The following is an 18,331-nucleotide window of genomic DNA, read 5'->3' on the forward strand; positions in this document are numbered from 1 at the left end:
GAATTACGCTATTACTCAATTTTTAACGTTTAGCATTTGAGGAAATGATTTTCTTAATTTCACTGCCATTATTAGATTTTATTCTTACATAAAGCATTCTATCCAAGGCATGAGACAAATCGAAATTAACTTCTCTTGTCATATTGGCTCTATAAAGATCGTCTTTATATGATGCTACTACAACACCTCTAATGTCTGTAATTTCAATAGTTACATCTGTATCAAAAGCATATTGGTATTTAATATTAATCGCCGTTTTAAATGGTACTGGATAGACATCAAAAGTACTAGCCGTACGTTTGTTTTTGCCTTTTGGCCCCTTAGGTCCTTTAGGCCCTCTAGGATCTTCTACAACAAGCTCCTCTTCGGTACAATCAAGAGTATCATTATTCGGCTCATAAGTATCGCCTTCCACTACAGGAGAACATTTACAAACTACTTCACAAACAACAGCATGTGCAATAACATATATCGGACCTTCTACATTTACTGGACCAACAGTATAATTGGAAGCAAATCCTAAAGTGCCACTCGGGTTAAAATTATACTGACCAGGCGCTACCGTATATTTTTTGCCCTTCCCTTTTTTAGGATATTCTTCGCAACCAATGTATACATGCGCTTCGTTCATTACAAAACCATCAAGCAAATCATATGTAACAGTAGCTTGCCCGTCAACGTAATTAACAGTTACAGTCCCCACAGGAGTCCGGTTGGTGATGTCACATTGCGCTGCACCGGCATATAAATCCATCACATAGGGCTCATCAGGCTCATTTTCGTTTTCAAAATAATTGGTCCATCCCCAATTGCCAAAATCAGGAATAAAACACGAATTTGTCTCTGGATCTCTACCATAAGCCGTTTCACAATTGTCATACAAATCAAATTCACGTTGTACTTTTAGGGTCACCTCTGTTGTATTACATTGATCTGATGCCACAAATACATAATCGGCATACTCCACACAATCCACGACTGTTATATTGGTTGGTCCTGCATAAACATAGCCAGAATCCACACAATTATCAGAATAATAAGCCTCTAACACTTCAGGAAAAGCTTCATTACACTTCAGTTCCACCACAGGAAGTTCAATTTTAGGATCTTCGGTATCTTCTATCCAAGTAAAGGTCACACTTAGAGATTGAATATTTCCTGCACAGTCTAAATAACTAGCTGTCCAAGTCTGTACAAAATTACACCCTTCATTATTTATAGGACCTTCTGTGTTAGATGGAATATTAGTTTCATTTTCATCTTCAACCAGAGTGAATACAGGTGGAATAATCTCTGATGGATTACATCCAAGATCCATATTAGGGGTATCTGACTTTATTTCTGGAGCTTTGTAATCTTCAATAACCACTTCCACTGAATCACTTGCTGAGCAACCATCCGTTGTTGTCACCGTTAACGTATATATTCCAGAACCTTCAATTATAGGAGTAAGAGTATCTCCCCCGCTAATAATTGTTCCACTGGCATTACTCCATTCTATTGTATCGATTTCCCCTCCTTCCACAGAAGCAATTCCTTCCAAAGTCTCCTGACCATCTACAGAACAAGTAATAAAGATGTTCAAACCTGCATCTACTATTGGCACTGGGTAAACACTAAGTACTAATCTCTGGTCGGCTGCACAGTACTCACCCTCTATGGTGATGTCCTGGGCCGTGGTATAGGTCTCCCCGTTGATGGACCATAAATATTCCTCGTCCGAACAGATGTTCACTTCCGTCACTACAGGCTCTGGCTCCTCAGTCACCGTTAGCACCAGGCGCTGGTCGGCCGCACAGTCCTCGCCCTCTATCGTGATGTCCTGGGCCGTTGTATAGGTCTCCCCGTTAATGGACCATAAATATTCCTCGTCCGAACAGATGTTCACCTCCGTCACTACAGGCTCTGGCTCCTCAGTCACCATTAGCACCAGACGCTGGTCGGCCGCACAGTCCTCGCCCTCTATCGTGATGTCCTGGGCCGTGGTATAGGTCTCCCCGTTGACTGACCACAAATACTCCTCGTCCGAACAGATATTGACCTCCGTCACTACAGGCTCTGGCTCCTCAGTCACCGTTAGCACCAGGCGCTGGTCGGCCGCACAGTCCTCGCCCTCGACGCTAACGGTTATGTCCCCGTCTGCGCCCTCATATTCAATACCGTTCACAACCCATGTATAGGACTCATCCGAGCAGATGTTCACAACCGTCTCAACCGGCTCTGGCTCTTCGGTTACCGTCAGCACCAGTACCTGGTCTGCATCACAGTCCTCGCCCTCGACGCTAACGGTTATGTCCCCGTCTGCGCCCTCATATTCAATACCGTTCACAACCCATGTATAGGACTCATCAGAACAGATGTTCACAACCGTCTCAACCGGCTCTGGCTCTTGAGTTACTTCTATCATAAAGTCACAAAAGTTACTACAACCATTGGCCGCTGTATAAGAATAAGTAATTTCATAAATTCCTGGTGTCACTTCAGATGGGTCAAAAATCCCTTCAACAACTCCATCACCGTTATAGGTACCACCATCTGGAGTTCCTCCACTTAGTACAACTGGATTATCATCACTACACAAAACAATATCTTCTGGACAACTTACCTGTGGTTGTGTCGTATCTAATGCTATCTCCACTGTATCTGAGGCTGTACACCCATTTTCACCTGTTACTGTTAGAGTATAAATTCCAGGAGCATTAAATATAGAAATACTAGGAGTTGCTTCATCGGATGTAAATCCATCTGGGCCACTCCATTCATAGCTTACATTTGGCGTGCTGCTTGATCCTTCCAAGGTTACTTCAAAAACCTCACAGGTCAGTAGTTTATCTGGTCCCGCATTAACATCTGGCGTTGAATTCCCCAGCACTACCTCCACTGTATCTGAGGCCGTACAACCATTTTCATCGGTCACTGTTAAAGTATATGTCCCAGGAGCATTCAAGAAAAGGGAAACTACAGGAGTAGCATCAGTAGACATATAACCTCCAGGGCCACTCCATTCATAACTTACATTTGGTGTGCTACTAGAACCATCCAATGTCACTTCTGAGATAGTACAAGTAAGAATTTTATCAAGACCTGCATTTACATCCGGTAGAGGATTGATAGAAATTACTAAATCCTGAATAGTGTAACAATCCTCAGAAACCTGGCTTCTCACAAAAAAGGAAGTTTCCTCAAAAGGACTTACCTCTGAATCGGTCAATGCATTTGTATTATTTTGGGCATCCTCCAACGTTTCATGAAAACTTACCAATGCACCTTGGTCGGTTGTAACAAGGTTTTCTAAATCTTCACTTGACTGCCCCTCTGCACAAACAGAACCTGGAGTAACTTCCAAATTAGGTTCGACGCAGCAATCGGGAGCATCATCTCTTATAATTAAAACACAACTATCAGAATTTCCATTATTTGGATCCCCCGGATATGGATCTGGATGACTACAACTTTCACTAACATCTGTTGATACTGGAGGATTAGAGCTATTGGTTTCAAAAATTTCAATTGCATAATTAGTCCCTACATCATAAGTCAAAGAAATTACTCCTGAAGTTATATTGGTATCTCCAGAATTAGTTAAACAAACAAAATTGGAAAGGCCATCTTCATTATTTGAATTCGCATCGTACCCTACATACTCACCATTGATTCCCTCGATAGGGATATTAATCGTAAAGGTCCCATCATCATTACAAATTTCTTCTGGAACTCCATTAACTAATGAACACGTTAAAAAATCGGCATCTCCACAGCCAAATCGTGCTTTAAAATTATTTATTTCAACATCTCCATCTGCATCTTGATCCCAAACTGCCAAATAAAAATTGGAAGCTTGCAAAAAATCAGCCCCATTAATAGGAATAGTATTCCATGTACTTGAGCTCTCTACGCCACATGCTACTTTTTTTAGGTTACCACAATCTCCACTTAAATCTTGCCCATTATCGCCTTCATGTGTACCCGTTTCATGTACTTCAGACAAATACAAAGCCCATGCTATTGTATCACCAGAATTATCATTTATTTGAATTTGAAAACTCCCTGCTTCCGGTCTTACATCAAAATTCAACCAAATTATAGGTTGGCCGTCCGTTGGATTTGAAGCACTCACTTGAAGCCCTGAACTTGGATCAATACAGGCATCACCTTCAACATCTATTTCAAATTCAGCTGAATCATAGACCGAACCTTCCAAAGGAACAACACCAGATTGTGTTTCGGCTGAACTCCCACATTTTACAATGCCTTTAGGCTGAAAACTTTGAGAAGGACTATCATCAATAGTACCATCTTCATTCCAAGCTGCTCCATCTTCCCACCTAAAAGCCCCTTCGCATGGTGTTTGAGCCCTAGAATAAAAACTTCCTAAAAACAAAAAAGCCAATACCAACATAAATTGTTTATTGACCAAAGTTTTAAATTGTTGATGCCAAAATGAAGATTTGTTTTGACATGAATTGATAGCATAATTTTTCATAATGGTTGATTTTTGATTTTAAAAACCAAACATTAAGCAGATTTCTAGCTGAAGTAAATTTAGGTTGACGGGCTATTAATCAACTCTATTAATCGAAAAAAATCTTCGCTATTAATTGCGTAAAAAAATATTACGAAGGACCAAAGTAAAAAAAATATTGTACGAAAAATAAATCTTCTATCAACTGAAAAATAAAAAGTTAAACGTAACCGTCACGTAAGAAAAGACAGATGTAATTGAAATATTCGGCTACTTATAAGATGAAATTTCTTAATAATAAAGTTAAAATTGAAAGAAATGCCATTCATATTTTCATTTACTACAATGGGCAGTCAACTAATTTTAATTAAAACTCCAATACATTATAAAACCTTTAATCATAAAATTGAATCATTAGTTAAATATGACCTCCTAAAGCAACCTATGAAATTGGCAAACATCACAAAAAATACCGCTTTAACTAACAATACCAAAATAAGTTTAATAACATGTAAGATATTTCGTTAAAATTAAAGAATGTTTATATATTTGAGGGAAATAAAAGCAACTTAAGTATTATTAACAAAACACATTAATTTAACTATTTATGAATGTAAAATTACCCAACCTCTTTTTAGGTACCTTTTTAGGAGCCTCATTAATGTTAAATGCTCAAGAATATGAGCCCTTGATTGTAGATTCTGGATTTACAGCGGATATTGTGGCTAATGGTGCAACTACAGCCATGGCCTCAACTACAGCCGCGGCAGATGATGCCAATTGGTGTTTTATGAGTACGGATTTTGATCCCACCGGTACCTCAAACTTTGATTTCGCATTGCCTGCCGACGGACTATTTAATTCTGAAGCAACGCCTGATATTAGTTTTCAATTAGCCGATTTTGCTTCGAATAATTCTTTAAGAATAGTAACCCAAGGGAATAGTGGGACGCTAACATTCACAAACGACGTACAGGCTTCCAAACTATTTGTAGTAGGGACAGCTGGAAGTGCAGGAACAACCCCAGCACAATTTACCACCATTGTAACGTTTGCTGATGCTTCGGTGCAGATTTTCAACGGCTCACAGATGCCTGATTGGTATAGTAACCAAAACATCCAGCCTACAGCCTTATCTGGTTTTGGACGTGTGAACAGAAATACGGAACTAATTGAATCTCCCCTTGGAGACCCACAACTATTTCAAGTAGCATTGGACATTCTTCCTGAAAACTATGGAAAAACCATTGAAAGTATTGAAATATCTAAAAGTACTGGAGGTAATAGTGTGCTAAATATCATGGCCATTTCAGCTGAGATAGCACCCTCATGTTTACCTGTTTCTAACTTAGAAGCTACTGCTACGGCAACTACCGCTGAAATCTCTTGGGATACACCAACAACCGGACCTGCTAATGGAATAGATTACTATTTAACTACGGATAGTGCTGCTCCAGACGAAACCACAGAGCCAACGGCTAATCTGGCTGCTACCGAAACATCAGTATCTCTTGCTGACTTAACTACAGGAACTACTTATTATTTCTGGATCCGCACCAACTGTGGGACCGACGATTTGGGAATGTGGGAACTGGTGAGTTTTACTCCAGGTCAAGTAATTGCGATCTATACGGATGGAGACATCTCTACGTTATATACTGACTCAGAACCTACTACAAGCTCCACCACTACTTGCCCAGGTGTGTTAACTGTAACGGTTCCTGAAGGATACCAAATATCGAATGTAGATGTTTCATATGAAATGAGTACCACTACTGTTGGTTGGGATTACGGCTGGATGAAAGAGCAAAGATCTATTTTAATTTGCACCACAACAGGCCAAACAGAATCTAACATCTCATCAGGTGCAGGTAGTTCAACTGGAACTTTTTCTTATAACAGAGACAACATAGATATTGCAAATGGCGCCACAGGAAACGTGGAATTTGAATTACATGCTTGGAAAACTTATGGTGGTAGTGACTGTAGTACCGACTACAACAAAGTAGACAACAATACGTGGACCATTACCGTAACCTATGAAGCTACGTTATCCAATCCAAATTATGAATTGGAGCAATTGTCTGTGTACCCAAATCCTGCAACCAATGTGGTGACAGTTAAAGCTGGAGAGCAAATTACAGACATCACGATCCTTAACTTGTTAGGACAAGTTGTATTAAACCATAAAGGAAACAGCTTATCTGAGGACGTAAACATTTCTAACTTAGCGCAAGGTAACTACATCCTAAAAACTTCTACCTCTACAGGTAAACAAGCTACTACAAAATTAATCAAGCAGTAAGCTTATATAATTCTATAAAAAAAAGGGAAACATTTAGTTTCCCTTTTTTTTATTCAAAAATCTTTCATCTAGTCAACCTCCTTACAATATCTTTTACAGGAAGAATCTCATGAGTATATTCTATACTAGGGCCTGCTACCCAAACTGTTTTATAGGTTGCTTTGAGCGCTGCATTCTCTGTAGCTTTCATACCTAAGTAAAACCTTAGCATTTTCACCCATTTCTTCAACTTTTTGTTTTTATTTAAAACCGTTTCCAACCAAGTAGCTTTGGTCCCTATTTTTTGTACATAAGGTGTATTGATGACCGTACACGGCGTTCCCGAAATTTTTTCAGTCATCACAATATCCTTTTTTCCGTAATCGATACAAGCCTGTTTGTATTCTTGAGTCACTCCAGCTTCTTGTGAGGCAATAAACGGACTTCCTACCGAAACTCCTGCAGCACCGTATTTCAACATTTCATCTACATGTGCTTTGGTACCAACTCCTCCAGCCGAAATCACAGGAATATTACAATGTGTTTTGATTTCCTTAATGAGTTGCTCTGGTGACATTTCCCCACGGTGCCCTCCTGCTTGATTGTTTACGGCAATCACAGCGTCTGCTCCAAGCTCAGTTACTTTTTTGGCATAAGCAAGATCCGTAACATCACAAAACACTTTTATGCCATATTTATGGGCTTCACGAATGGTTTCTTCAGGACTCCCTAAAGAGGTGATAATAAAATCACAACCCTCTTCACATAATAGCGCTAACTGCTCTTTGTATTTAACGTTCGATTTATTGACTATCAAATTAAAGCCAAAAGAACCTCCTTGGGGCTTTGCAGCCTTCAGTTCCTTTATAGCTTCCTGTAATTCCGGAAGCGTTCTATAATTTAAAGCTGGAATACAACCTGCAATGCCTTCTTCCATGGCTTCTTTCACCATGGCTACATTGGACACCAAAAACATTGGAGCCATAATAATGGGGTATTTGATGTCTAAAATTTCTGTAAGTAGGGGTGCCATATCGTTTGCTTATACAACAAATATAAACATTTTACTATGCACGCATAACAAGAAGTGGATTTCTAATCTAAAAATTGATAGTAACCGCATTTTAAGTAAGCGCCCTCTGGGAAGTTCACAGGATGGTCAATATCATGTTGCGTTTTTAACACCATTTTAAACTTCCTCCCCTCACTACTTAATACTTGATTATTAATATCAAAAAAGGCTTGAGCAATCACCCTTGAAGAACAGGAAGCTAACACCAAGAGACCTTTTGTAGCCGTTAATTGCGCGCCTAATGTTGCCAACTGGGCGTATTTCTTTTTCGCCAAATCCACTTCAGAAGCCTGTTTGGCAAAACTAGGCGGATCAATGACCACTACGTCAAAAGTTTTCCCTTGCTTGATTAAATTTTCTAATTCTTTAAATGCATCACCTGCAATGGTGTTATGCACACCTGTATAGTCATTTAATCTTCCATTGGCCACCGCCACTTCTAAAGCCTGCTTGCTAATATCCAAACTGGTTACTGAGGTAGCCCCGTTATAAAGCGCATGAACTGAAAACCCTCCTGCATACGAAAATACATCCAACACGGACTTACCTTTACTCCATTCCCCCACCTGTTTTCTATTGGCACGATGATCTAAAAAATAACCAGTTTTATGCCCTTTGATAACATTGGCTGAAAAATTCACACCGTGCTCTACAAATTCCACAACCTCATCCTCCAACACACCATAAACAACAGAGCCATCAACTAGTTTTTGATTAGGTATATTTTGAAGATTACGGCTTAACCGAATCACTACGGTTTCAGCATTGGAAACCTCACGCATCATGGGTAAAATAGTTTCCAGATATGGAAGCCAAATTTCAGAATACAACTTCACCACCAACACCGAAGCATACACATCGGCAATCAACCCGGGAAACCCATCATTTTCTCCAAAAATCAATCGGTAACTATTAGTATTGGTCTCCAATAGTTCTTGACGTCTTGCATAAGCCTCATTTATTCGCCTTTGGAAAAAAGCAGCATTAACTTCCACTTTTTCACCACCACTATAAAGCATTTTAATTTGAATGGGAGAATTGGCATCGTACAGCCCTAGCCCAATCACTTTATTCTTGTTTTTACTAAAAATAATGGCCAAATCACCCGATTTTGCATCCTCATTGATCTTGACAATACTGTTTGAAAACACCCAAGGATGCCCCTTGACCACAAACTGCTCGCCTTTGGCATTTAATTTTACCGCCAAACGCTTGGGCTGATAATTGGACTTTATAGTTTCAGAAAATAACATAGCTGTGCATTAAGGCCTCAAAATTATAGGTTTTAATTGGATTTAAGCCAATAAAAAAACGCAACCATTTCTGGTTGCGTTTTTTCAAATATCAATCCTTTATTTTTTATTTTTTAACAACTCTTTTCACCAACTGCCCTTTGTTTGTTTCCAAACGCAACATATAAACGCCAGATGACAATTGTTCTGTTTTGATGTAGTTGGTGGTTTCTTTGGTTTCAAGTAATAAGCGCCCTTGCACATTATACAGTTTTGCTGAAATCAATTCCAGCCCATCATTCATTTCTAGATAAACCCCTTCACTTATTGGGTTTGGGTAAACAGTAATTAAGCTTGATAAATTATACTCACCTACTCCCAAAACTTCCACAACTTCTGTGGTCACGGTATTGGTGATGATAGGCGCATTATAATCGAAATAGATACTGGCATTCCCACTCATAATATCCCCAACCGCTACAGTTGTTTTAGGCTTGATTTTATAAGCGATATAACCATGACTTTCAGGTTCATTTTGCGATTCAGAAAGTAAGTAAATGTCTTCAAAAATAAATTTCACCTCATTGCCATTGGTGATTTCCACCTCATAGTCATGACTGGCACTGGTAATACTCAACGTGCTCCAATCTAAATTGTCATGCAGTTCATCCTCTACCCTAATATTAATGGCACTGGCAGACCCTGTATTTTGGAACCTGATCAAATAATCCAAATACTCACTTGTTTGTTCCATAACAATAGTTTCTCCCTGCAATACTTGTTTGTCATTAGGATCGTAGGAGTTCACTACAATTTGCTCCAAACTAAAGGTATTGTCATTAGGCGTATAATCATCGGTGTTTGGCAACACCGTAGCTGTAAAGTTTAAAAGATCATCCCCATTAACAGTTGGCGGCGTAAAGGTTTGCATGGTAATGCTTGTTTCCCAACTCTCAAAAGGTGCAAGGGTTGCAATGGCAAACTCCAAACTGCTGGTAGTTGTTGCGCTTGCAACTGGATTGGCCTCCACAAAACTTTGCATGGCCTCATCAAAAAGGAGGCTTGCCGTTATGTTATCCATACTTTGCGTGCCCAAATTTTTAACCACCAATTTATAGGTAGCCTCAAAACCCGGTCGCGCTTGGCCTGTTGGTAACAAGGTAATATTTAAATCGTTGACATCTTGATTGGAGGTGACACAAAAATCAACCTGACCCCCTGTTGACGTAGCAAAATCAACCGCTATAGATTCTGGACTCACGGTAAAATAATCTGGGAAACTTACTAGTGAAACCGTACAACTCTCCTCACTTGTTAAAATGGTATAAGTACCATTTTGCACAGATTTCACATATGTATTGGTACCAGTATCAATCCCTACAAAAAAACCTTCTGTAGCCCCTCCTGTAATTTCGCAGCCATTGCCCTCTGCATCATACAATATAGTTCCTGAAATAACATTACAGTCTTCTGACATCCCTGCATCTATTATATTCCATCCTAAGGTATTTTCCAGATAATCATGGGCCCACTCATTGCAATACGTCAAGCCTGAAGCATGAAGACCAGAAGTACTGTTTATATCTGGGTTAATTTCTACCAAGCGCTCCAAAACCCCATCATAATTAACACTACTTAATCCTGAATTGTTTAAAAAATACGCAAACCCAGTATTGACGATACTACTATAATCCCATAGGCCTATAGACTGATTAAAAGCAGTTGCCCCATTAAACATAGAATACATAGTTGTAACGTTGGACACATCCCAAGCATCTATTGGCTGATTAAAAGCCGTTGCCCCATTAAACATAGACTGCATAGTGGTTACATTGGACACATCCCAAGCATTAATGGCTTCATTGAAACTAGTTGCTTCCCAAAACATATACTCCATAGTCGTTACATTGGACACATCCCAAGCCTCAAGAGGTTGATTAAAACTAGTTGCTTCCCAAAACATATTCTTCATAGTTGTCACGTTGGATACATCCCAAGCATTAAGAGGTTGATTGAAGCTAGAAGCGCTTTGAAACATTCTTATCATGATTGTGACGTTGGACACATCCCAAACATTAATAGGTTGATTAAAACTAGAGGCGCTTTGAAACATCCCCACCATAGTTGTCACATTGGACACATCCCAAGCCTCAAGAGGTTGGTTAAAACTAGAGGCTCCCATAAACATACCACCCATATTTGTTACATTGGACACATCCCAAACATTAATAGGTTGATTAAAACTAGAGGCGCCAGAAAACATACCCCCCATAAATGTGACGTTGGACACATCCCAAGCATTAAGAGGTTGATTAAAACTAGAGGCGTTATCAAACATANAAAACTAGAGGCGCCAGAAAACATACCCCCCATAAATGTGACGTTGGACACATCCCAAGCATTAAGAGGTTGATTAAAACTAGAGGCGTTATCAAACATAGAATACATAGTTGTAACGCTGGACACATCCCAAGCATTAAGAGGTTGATTGAAACTAGAGGCGCCCCAAAACATATAATCCATATTTGTGACATTGGACACATCCCAATCATTAAGAGGTTGGTTAAAATCTGTTCCACTCAACATATAGCTCATATTCGTAACATTAGAAACATCCCAAGCATTAATGGCTTCATTAAAACTAGAAGCTCCCCAAAACATAAACGACATATTTGTTACATTGGACACGTCCCAAGCTGCCATATTGGGTACAGAAGTCAAGGAGCTACACCCATAAAACATACTTTGTAAGCTAGTTACCTGACTTAAATTTGGCGTATCCGTAGCATTGATTACCAAATTAGAACACCCATCAAAGGCGCCTTCCATAGTAGTCCATTCTATATCGCCCCACTGTTCTATGCTTTTCAGCTTATCTGCATTACTTGAGAACAGCGGTTCAATCCAAGGAAAATCCCCCGTAATACTTACCGTGTACACACCCCATGTGCTATAGGAATGTGACACCCAGCTTGTTTGATTGGTCAGTACCGTACCGTCTCCAAAATCCACCGTATAATTGACCTCATCGTCATCTCCATATTGGCCTCCAATATAAATATCGAGATTAGACCCAGAACCGTACACTTCCCAAGTGGTGATAAAAGCGTCTTGTGCAACAGCAAGCGTTGCCCATAACATAAACATTAAACATAAGTAGGTTTGTTTCATGATTTGTAATAAGTTTTAGTTGATTTATTTTGTAAAAAAAGAGAAAATCCAGTTAAAAATTTAGTTACCTTAAATTATTTTTAAGATTTAACCTACAATTAACTTAAGCCCAAACAATTACACGGTCTTAATATTTCTTACCCCATTTTAAGCTCAAAAACATCATTTTAACCCATAAAAAAACGCAACCATTTCTGGTTGCGTTTTTTGTTTGAGATTCCTTCTTTAGAGGGAATTTGTTATAAGTCTATCTTCATAATAGATCCCTCGACTATGCTCGGGATAAGTGATTCACACTGATTTTTTAAAAATCAGGCTCTCTACTTACTTGACTTCTTCGAAGTCTACGTCTTCAACATCGTTGCTTTCGCCTGCATCGCTACCTGCGTTTCCTTCAGGTTGTGCTCCAGCTCCGTTTTGTTGTGCTTCTGCTTGTGCTTTGTACATTTCTTCGCTAGCTACTTTCCAAGCTTCGTTAATTTTCTCCAATGCAGGATCAATTACCGCAATATCCTTGGTTTCGTAAGCTTTCTTCAATTCTTCCAAAGCATCTTCGATTGGCTTTTTCTTATCATCAGACAATTTATCACCAAACTCCTTCAACTGACTTTCGGTTTGGAAAATCATGGCATCGGCACTGTTCAATTTATCTGCAGTTTCCTTGGCTTTAGCATCTGCTTCGGCATTTGCTTCAGCTTCTTGCTTCATCTTTTGGATTTCTTCTTCTGTCAATCCTGAAGACGCTTCAATACGGATATCCTGCGTTTTATTAGTCGCTTTATCTGTTGCGGATACTTTAATGATACCGTTGGCATCAATATCAAAGGTTACTTCAATTTGAGGGGTTCCTCTTTTTGCTGGTGGTATACCATCTAAGTGGAAACGACCAATTGTTTTGTTGTCCGCTGCCATTGGACGCTCTCCTTGCAACACGTGGATTTCAACCGATGGTTGGTTATCCGCTGCTGTAGAGAACACTTGTGACTTTTTAGTAGGAATGGTTGTATTGGCCTCGATAAGCTTGGTCATTACATTACCCATAGTTTCAATACCTAAAGATAATGGCGTAACATCCAATAACAATACATCCTTAACATCTCCCGTTAATACACCACCTTGAATAGCGGCACCAACAGCTACTACCTCATCTGGGTTTACACCTTTACTTGGCTTTTTACCGAAGAATTTCTCAACAGCCTCTTGAACAGCAGGAATACGCGTAGATCCTCCTACCAAGATAATTTCGTCGATGTCACTCTTAGACAATCCAGCCGCTTTCATTGCAGACTCACATGGAGCGATGGTACGTTTTACCAAATCGTCGATTAATTGCTCAAACTTCGATTTTGTCAACGTGCGCACCAAGTGTTTTGGTCCACTAGCAGTTGCTGTAATATAAGGTAAGTTGATTTCTGTTTGTGCAGAAGATGACAACTCAATTTTAGCTTTTTCTGCAGCTTCTTTTAAACGTTGTAATGCCATAGGATCTTTACGAAGGTCCATGTTTTCTTCAGCATTAAACTCATCTGCCAACCAGTTGATGATTTTCTCATCTACGTCGTCACCTCCCAAGTGCGTATCTCCATCTGTAGATAAAACTTCAAATACACCGTCTCCCAATTCCAAGATAGAAACGTCATGTGTACCTCCACCAAAGTCGAATACTACAATTTTTTGATCGTGACCTTTTTTATCCAATCCATAAGCCAAGGCAGCTGCCGTAGGCTCGTTAATAATTCTTTCTACTTTTAAACCTGCAATCTCACCAGCTTCTTTGGTAGCTTGACGTTGAGAATCGTTAAAATAGGCAGGTACTGTAATTACTGCACGAGTTACATCTTGTCCTAAGTAATCTTCAGCAGTTTTCTTCATTTTTTGAAGAATCATAGCCGAAAGCTCTTGAGGTGTGTACAAACGTCCGTCGATATCCACACGTGGGGTATCGTTATCTCCTTTTACTACTTTATATGGTACGCGTTCTGCTTCTTTTTTAGATTCAGAATATTTATTCCCCATAAAACGTTTAATAGAATAAACCGTTTTAGTTGGGTTGGTCACTGCTTGTCTTTTGGCTGGGTCACCAACTTTAATCTCGCCTCCTTCAACAAAAGCAATAACCGATGGTGTAGTACGCTTACCTTCTGCGTTTGGGATTACAACAGGCTCGCTACCTTCCATTACAGAAACACAGGAGTTTGTTGTACCTAAATCGATTCCAATAATTTTACTCATAATACTAATTTCTTTATTTGTTGCGTTGAATGTTCAATTTTAAATTCAGGAGGTATATGTCAATGATTATGCCATTGAAAAAAATATGACACGATGTCACCTCACCCTCATTTTAATATTCACATAGCACTATCTTAACATTGCCAAACAACCACGATTCCAAACCCAAACTTAGTTGACTATTTCTTAATAATGTATTGATTTTAAAGGCAAACTCGACCTGTAATTTCACGACATCTAAAATCAAAACACTATTTATGAAAAAACTTCTACTCTTGACCTGTCTTTTTATGGGTCAGTTCTTTTACGGACAACTAAGTACCGGCGACATGGCATTTACTGCCTTGAACGCCGACGGCAATGATGATTTTGCCATGGTGACCTTTGTAGATATTCCTGCCAACACCACCATTTACTTTACCGATTCTGAATGGGATGGTTCGCAATTTGGAATAGATGAAAACGATTTTTCATGGAATTCAGGTACTGCCACTATCAACGCGGGAACTGTCATTTCCTTCAATGCCATCAGTGATGTTTCTGTAACTGTATCCCACGGAAGCATCACCGGTGAACCTGGAGGTGTTTCGGGAAGTTCCGAAGCTATTTTCGCTTTCCTTGGAACCGCTCCTAGAGTTCCCACAACCTTTATTGCTGCCATTGCCAATTCAAGTTCCGCTTATGGTTCTTTGGATAACACAGGTTTAGTAGATGGTACTACTGCAATCACCTATCCTGACGGAACCGATATTGGTGCTTACAACGGACCAAGAACAGGATTGGATATTAACGGTTATTGGCTCGCCTTGAATGACATGGCAAATTATGACTTTCAAGATGCCAGTGGAGACCAGAGTAACGATGGCATAGCTCCAGACTTGTCATTCAATACGACTAGTTTTGTAATTTCAACTGAAGATGTTACTGCTCCTGCCGTAACAAATGTTTCTGTCCTTAACCAAACAACTCTAGAAGTAGTATTCTCTGAAAGCGTGACTAATGCCACTGCTGAAACATTGGCTAATTACAGCATCTCGCCTTCTATTACCGTTTCATCTGTTAGTTATGATGACGCATCCAAAACAGCTACAATTACCCATTCAGGATTTGTTATTGGTACTGCTTACAACATAACAGTTGACAACATTAATGATACCGAAGCCAATCCAATGGCATCTGAATTTGTTAGCGAGGATTTATTTTTCAATAACACAAGCAACGGATTGATCATTACTGAGATCATGTACAATGCACCTTCTGATGATTCTGACGCTTTGGAATTCCTTGAAATATACAACCACTCTGCTTCTACAATAGCTCTTGGAGGAATTCAAGTAAAGGATGCAGCAAATTTCGTGTTTACTTTCCCTGAAATGGACTTGGCTTCTGAAGCCATTGTGTTGCTTGCCACAGACAAAACAACTGCCGAAGCCTTTTACGGTGTAACATTTTTGGACATGCCTCAAAGCATTTCCAACGCTTTAGGAAACGGTGGGGAGCTTTTACAAATTGTAAACTCTCAAAACACGGTTATTTCCGAAGTAGAATATAGCGACGATGCTCCTTGGCCAACAGATGTAGACGGCAGTGGTCCTTCCTTAGAACTTTTAAATCCTGATGCCGATTTTAACGAAGGCACCAATTGGACTTCTGCTACCAATCTTGTTGGGCAATCATTGGGCGAAAATGTTTATGCTTCTCCAGGAGTGTATAATATAGTTACAGAAGTAACTCCTCAAGTCACTTTTGGAGCATCTACTTACAACATTTCAGAAGATGGCACTTCAGTAACGGTGACTGTTGAAATTTCTTCAGCTTCAAGCAATCCTATTAATGTAGACGTATCATTGGTTACCGAATTATTGACTGCCACCGAAGGATCTGATTTTACTTTTTCCAACCAAAACATTCAATTTCCTGCCAACTCTACAGAAGCAATCGAACTGGTGATTCCAATTACTAATGACATAGATCCTGAAGCGGACGAATTGTTTTTATTGGAACTGAACAACCCTTCAAACTCCACTATGGGAGCTTATGCTGTTACAGGTGTATACATTACAGATAACGATGTTACTTTGGAGTACCCAACCTCTCCACTGGACATAAATTTTACTACAAGCTATTTGGTGGATGCAATAGGTTCTGCTGAAATTTGCGACTATGATGCCGACACCCAACGTTTGTTTGTATTGAATTCTGTAGCGAAAAAAGTAAACATTCTTGACCTTTCAGATATCAATAACATCACTGAGTATGCCGTTGTGGACTTGTCTTCCTATGGAACCGAAGGCCCAACCAGTGTTGCTGTACACAACGATATTGTAGCTGCTGCTGTATCCAATGGACCTGCCGCCGATGGTGTTGTGGTTTTTATGGACAAGCAAGGACAAAATCTTTCATCTGTTGTTGTTGGAAACCTACCTGATATGGTTGTGTTTACTCCTGACGGCACTAAAGTTTTGGTGGCCAACGAAGGACAACCAAATAGTGATTACACTATCGACCCTGAAGGAACTATTTCGGTTATCGATGTTACTGAAGGGTTTGGAAACATCAACCAAAGCAATGTAAGCCATATCAACTTTAACGCCTTCGATTCCCAATTGGAAACTTTAAGAGCCCAGAGCGTTAGAGTATTTGGTCCAGATGCTACGGTGTCTCAAGATTTCGAACCAGAATATATTACGTTTTCAGCAGACTCCCAAACAGCTTGGGTAACATTACAAGAAAACAATGCTATAGCCAAAATTAGCTTAGCCTCTAATACTGTTACTGATATTCTTCCTTTAGGCTTAAAAGATCACAGCTTGGCGAACAACACTTTTGACGCTTGTGATGACACCGATTTTATCTTTATGGGCAACTGGCCAGTAAAAGGAATGTACATGCCAGACGCCATTGCCTACTACCAAGTGAACGGCATCGAGTATTTGGTAACAGCCAATGAAGGTGATGCTAGAGAGTATGATACTTTCGAAGAAGAAGTGCGCGTTGGTGATAGTGACTACAATCTAGACCCGACTGTCTTTCCAGATGCAGATTTCTTGAAATTAGATGAAAACTTGGGAAGATTGACAGTTACCAATGCCACAGGAGATATTGACAATGATGGCGATTTTGATGAAATCCATGTTTTGGGAGCACGTTCTTTCAGTATTTGGAATGCAAATACAGGTACCTTGGTTTTTGATAGTGGAGATGATTTTGAGCGCTATACTGCCAATGATCCTATTTTCGGTGAATTGTTCAACGTAAGTAACAGCAACAACAATTTCAAAAACAGAAGTGACAACAAAGGCCCAGAGCCAGAAGGAGTAACCGTTGCCGAAATCAACGGAGTTCACTACGCCTTCATCACTTTGGAGCGTGTTGGAGGATTCATGACTTATGACATTAGCAATCCTGCCAATGCTAGCTTCCAAAAATACGTAAACAACAGAAGTCTTGGCGAAGACGAAGGTGGCGATTTAGGGCCAGAAGGTATTATCTATGTACCATCAGAAAACAGTCCTAACGGTTCTGGCTTAGTAATTATGGCCAACGAAGTAAGCTCTACAATCAGCATCTATACTGTAGAGAGCGCTACCTTGGATACCCCTGAATTATCAACAAAAAACAATACTTTTAAAATGTATCCTAATCCGGTTAATGGCAACGAAATAGTGTATTTCAACCAACAGGTAAGCGTTCGTTTATTTGATTTACAGGGAAGAGAAATTGCCCACAAAGCAAATACCATAAGCTTTAACATTCCTAACTTACCTAGCGGTACTTACCTGTTAAAAACAAACACAGGTGAAACCCAAAAAATCATCATAAAATAGTCTGCCGCTATTTTTAGTTTAAGATGCTTATTTTGAGAGCCCTTCATTGAA

The 18,331-nt window shown here is 39.6% G+C and carries 8 protein-coding genes and 1 pseudogene; 2 read left to right on the forward strand and 7 right to left on the reverse strand.

The genetic code is table 11. The features are described from left to right. Positions 1–22 precede the first annotated feature (22 nt). Positions 23–4,483: a PKD domain-containing protein gene (locus tag AC6I5C_RS11690; RefSeq protein ID WP_497905304.1), complete on the reverse strand. Its 4,461-nt coding sequence runs from the start codon at positions 4,481–4,483 to the stop codon at positions 23–25. Between the two features lie 586 nt (positions 4,484–5,069). Here AC6I5C_RS11690 and AC6I5C_RS11695 point away from each other — a divergent pair. Next, positions 5,070–6,767 (forward strand): T9SS type A sorting domain-containing protein, encoded by a 1,698-nt coding sequence (locus AC6I5C_RS11695; RefSeq protein WP_497905305.1) that lies wholly within the window; start codon positions 5,070–5,072, stop codon positions 6,765–6,767. 64 nt (positions 6,768–6,831) lie between these two features. Here the strand turns inward: AC6I5C_RS11695 and AC6I5C_RS11700 are convergent, their stop codons facing one another. From AC6I5C_RS11700 to dnaK, 6 genes and pseudogenes are all read right to left on the reverse strand, one after another. Beyond that, positions 6,832–7,779, reverse strand: a complete 948-nt coding sequence (locus AC6I5C_RS11700; protein WP_497905306.1) for an NAD(P)H-dependent flavin oxidoreductase — start codon at positions 7,777–7,779, stop codon at positions 6,832–6,834. A gap of 62 nt (positions 7,780–7,841) precedes the next feature. Beyond that, a complete protein-coding gene (locus tag AC6I5C_RS11705; protein WP_497905307.1) occupies positions 7,842–9,071 on the reverse strand; it encodes a class I SAM-dependent rRNA methyltransferase in 1,230 nt (409 codons plus the stop codon). A gap of 106 nt (positions 9,072–9,177) precedes the next feature. Beyond that, positions 9,178–10,527, reverse strand: coding sequence for a T9SS type A sorting domain-containing protein (locus tag AC6I5C_RS11710; protein ID WP_497905400.1), 1,350 nt, complete (start codon positions 10,525–10,527; stop codon positions 9,178–9,180). A gap of 204 nt (positions 10,528–10,731) precedes the next feature. Then, positions 10,732–11,355: pseudogene (locus AC6I5C_RS11715) on the reverse strand (BspA family leucine-rich repeat surface protein); the annotation flags it as partial. Continuing rightward, entirely contained in the window at positions 11,253–12,221 is a 969-nt protein-coding gene (locus tag AC6I5C_RS11720) for a BspA family leucine-rich repeat surface protein (RefSeq protein WP_497905308.1), read from the reverse strand. The gene AC6I5C_RS11720 and the pseudogene AC6I5C_RS11715, both read right to left, overlap by 103 nt. A gap of 324 nt (positions 12,222–12,545) precedes the next feature. Beyond that, positions 12,546–14,453, reverse strand: coding sequence for a molecular chaperone DnaK (gene dnaK, locus AC6I5C_RS11725; RefSeq protein WP_053977650.1), 1,908 nt, complete (start codon positions 14,451–14,453; stop codon positions 12,546–12,548). 257 nt (positions 14,454–14,710) lie between these two features. On the opposite strand from dnaK, the gene AC6I5C_RS11730 reads away from it, so the two are divergent. Further along, the gene (locus AC6I5C_RS11730; protein ID WP_497905309.1) at positions 14,711–18,280 is read left to right on the forward strand and encodes a choice-of-anchor I family protein; all 3,570 of its coding nucleotides are present in this window, start codon (positions 14,711–14,713) and stop codon (positions 18,278–18,280) included. Positions 18,281–18,331: the final 51 nt, after the last annotated feature.

It is taken from the genome of Mangrovimonas sp. sgz306409 (assembly GCF_059735265.1).

Excerpts from the sequence above, each read along its gene's own strand:
- AC6I5C_RS11710 (WP_497905400.1), bottom strand. The coding sequence starts at position 10,527 with ATGTCAGAAGACTGTAATGTTATTTCAGGAACTATATTGTATGATGCA.
- AC6I5C_RS11730 (WP_497905309.1), top strand. The coding sequence starts at position 14,711 with ATGAAAAAACTTCTACTCTTGACCTGTCTTTTTATGGGTCAGTTCTTT.
- AC6I5C_RS11700 (WP_497905306.1), bottom strand. The coding sequence starts at position 7,779 with ATGGCACCCCTACTTACAGAAATTTTAGACATCAAATACCCCATTATT.
- AC6I5C_RS11695 (WP_497905305.1), top strand. The coding sequence starts at position 5,070 with ATGAATGTAAAATTACCCAACCTCTTTTTAGGTACCTTTTTAGGAGCC.
- AC6I5C_RS11705 (WP_497905307.1), bottom strand. The coding sequence starts at position 9,071 with ATGTTATTTTCTGAAACTATAAAGTCCAATTATCAGCCCAAGCGTTTG.
- dnaK (WP_053977650.1), bottom strand. The coding sequence starts at position 14,453 with ATGAGTAAAATTATTGGAATCGATTTAGGTACAACAAACTCCTGTGTT.
- AC6I5C_RS11690 (WP_497905304.1), bottom strand. The coding sequence starts at position 4,483 with ATGAAAAATTATGCTATCAATTCATGTCAAAACAAATCTTCATTTTGG.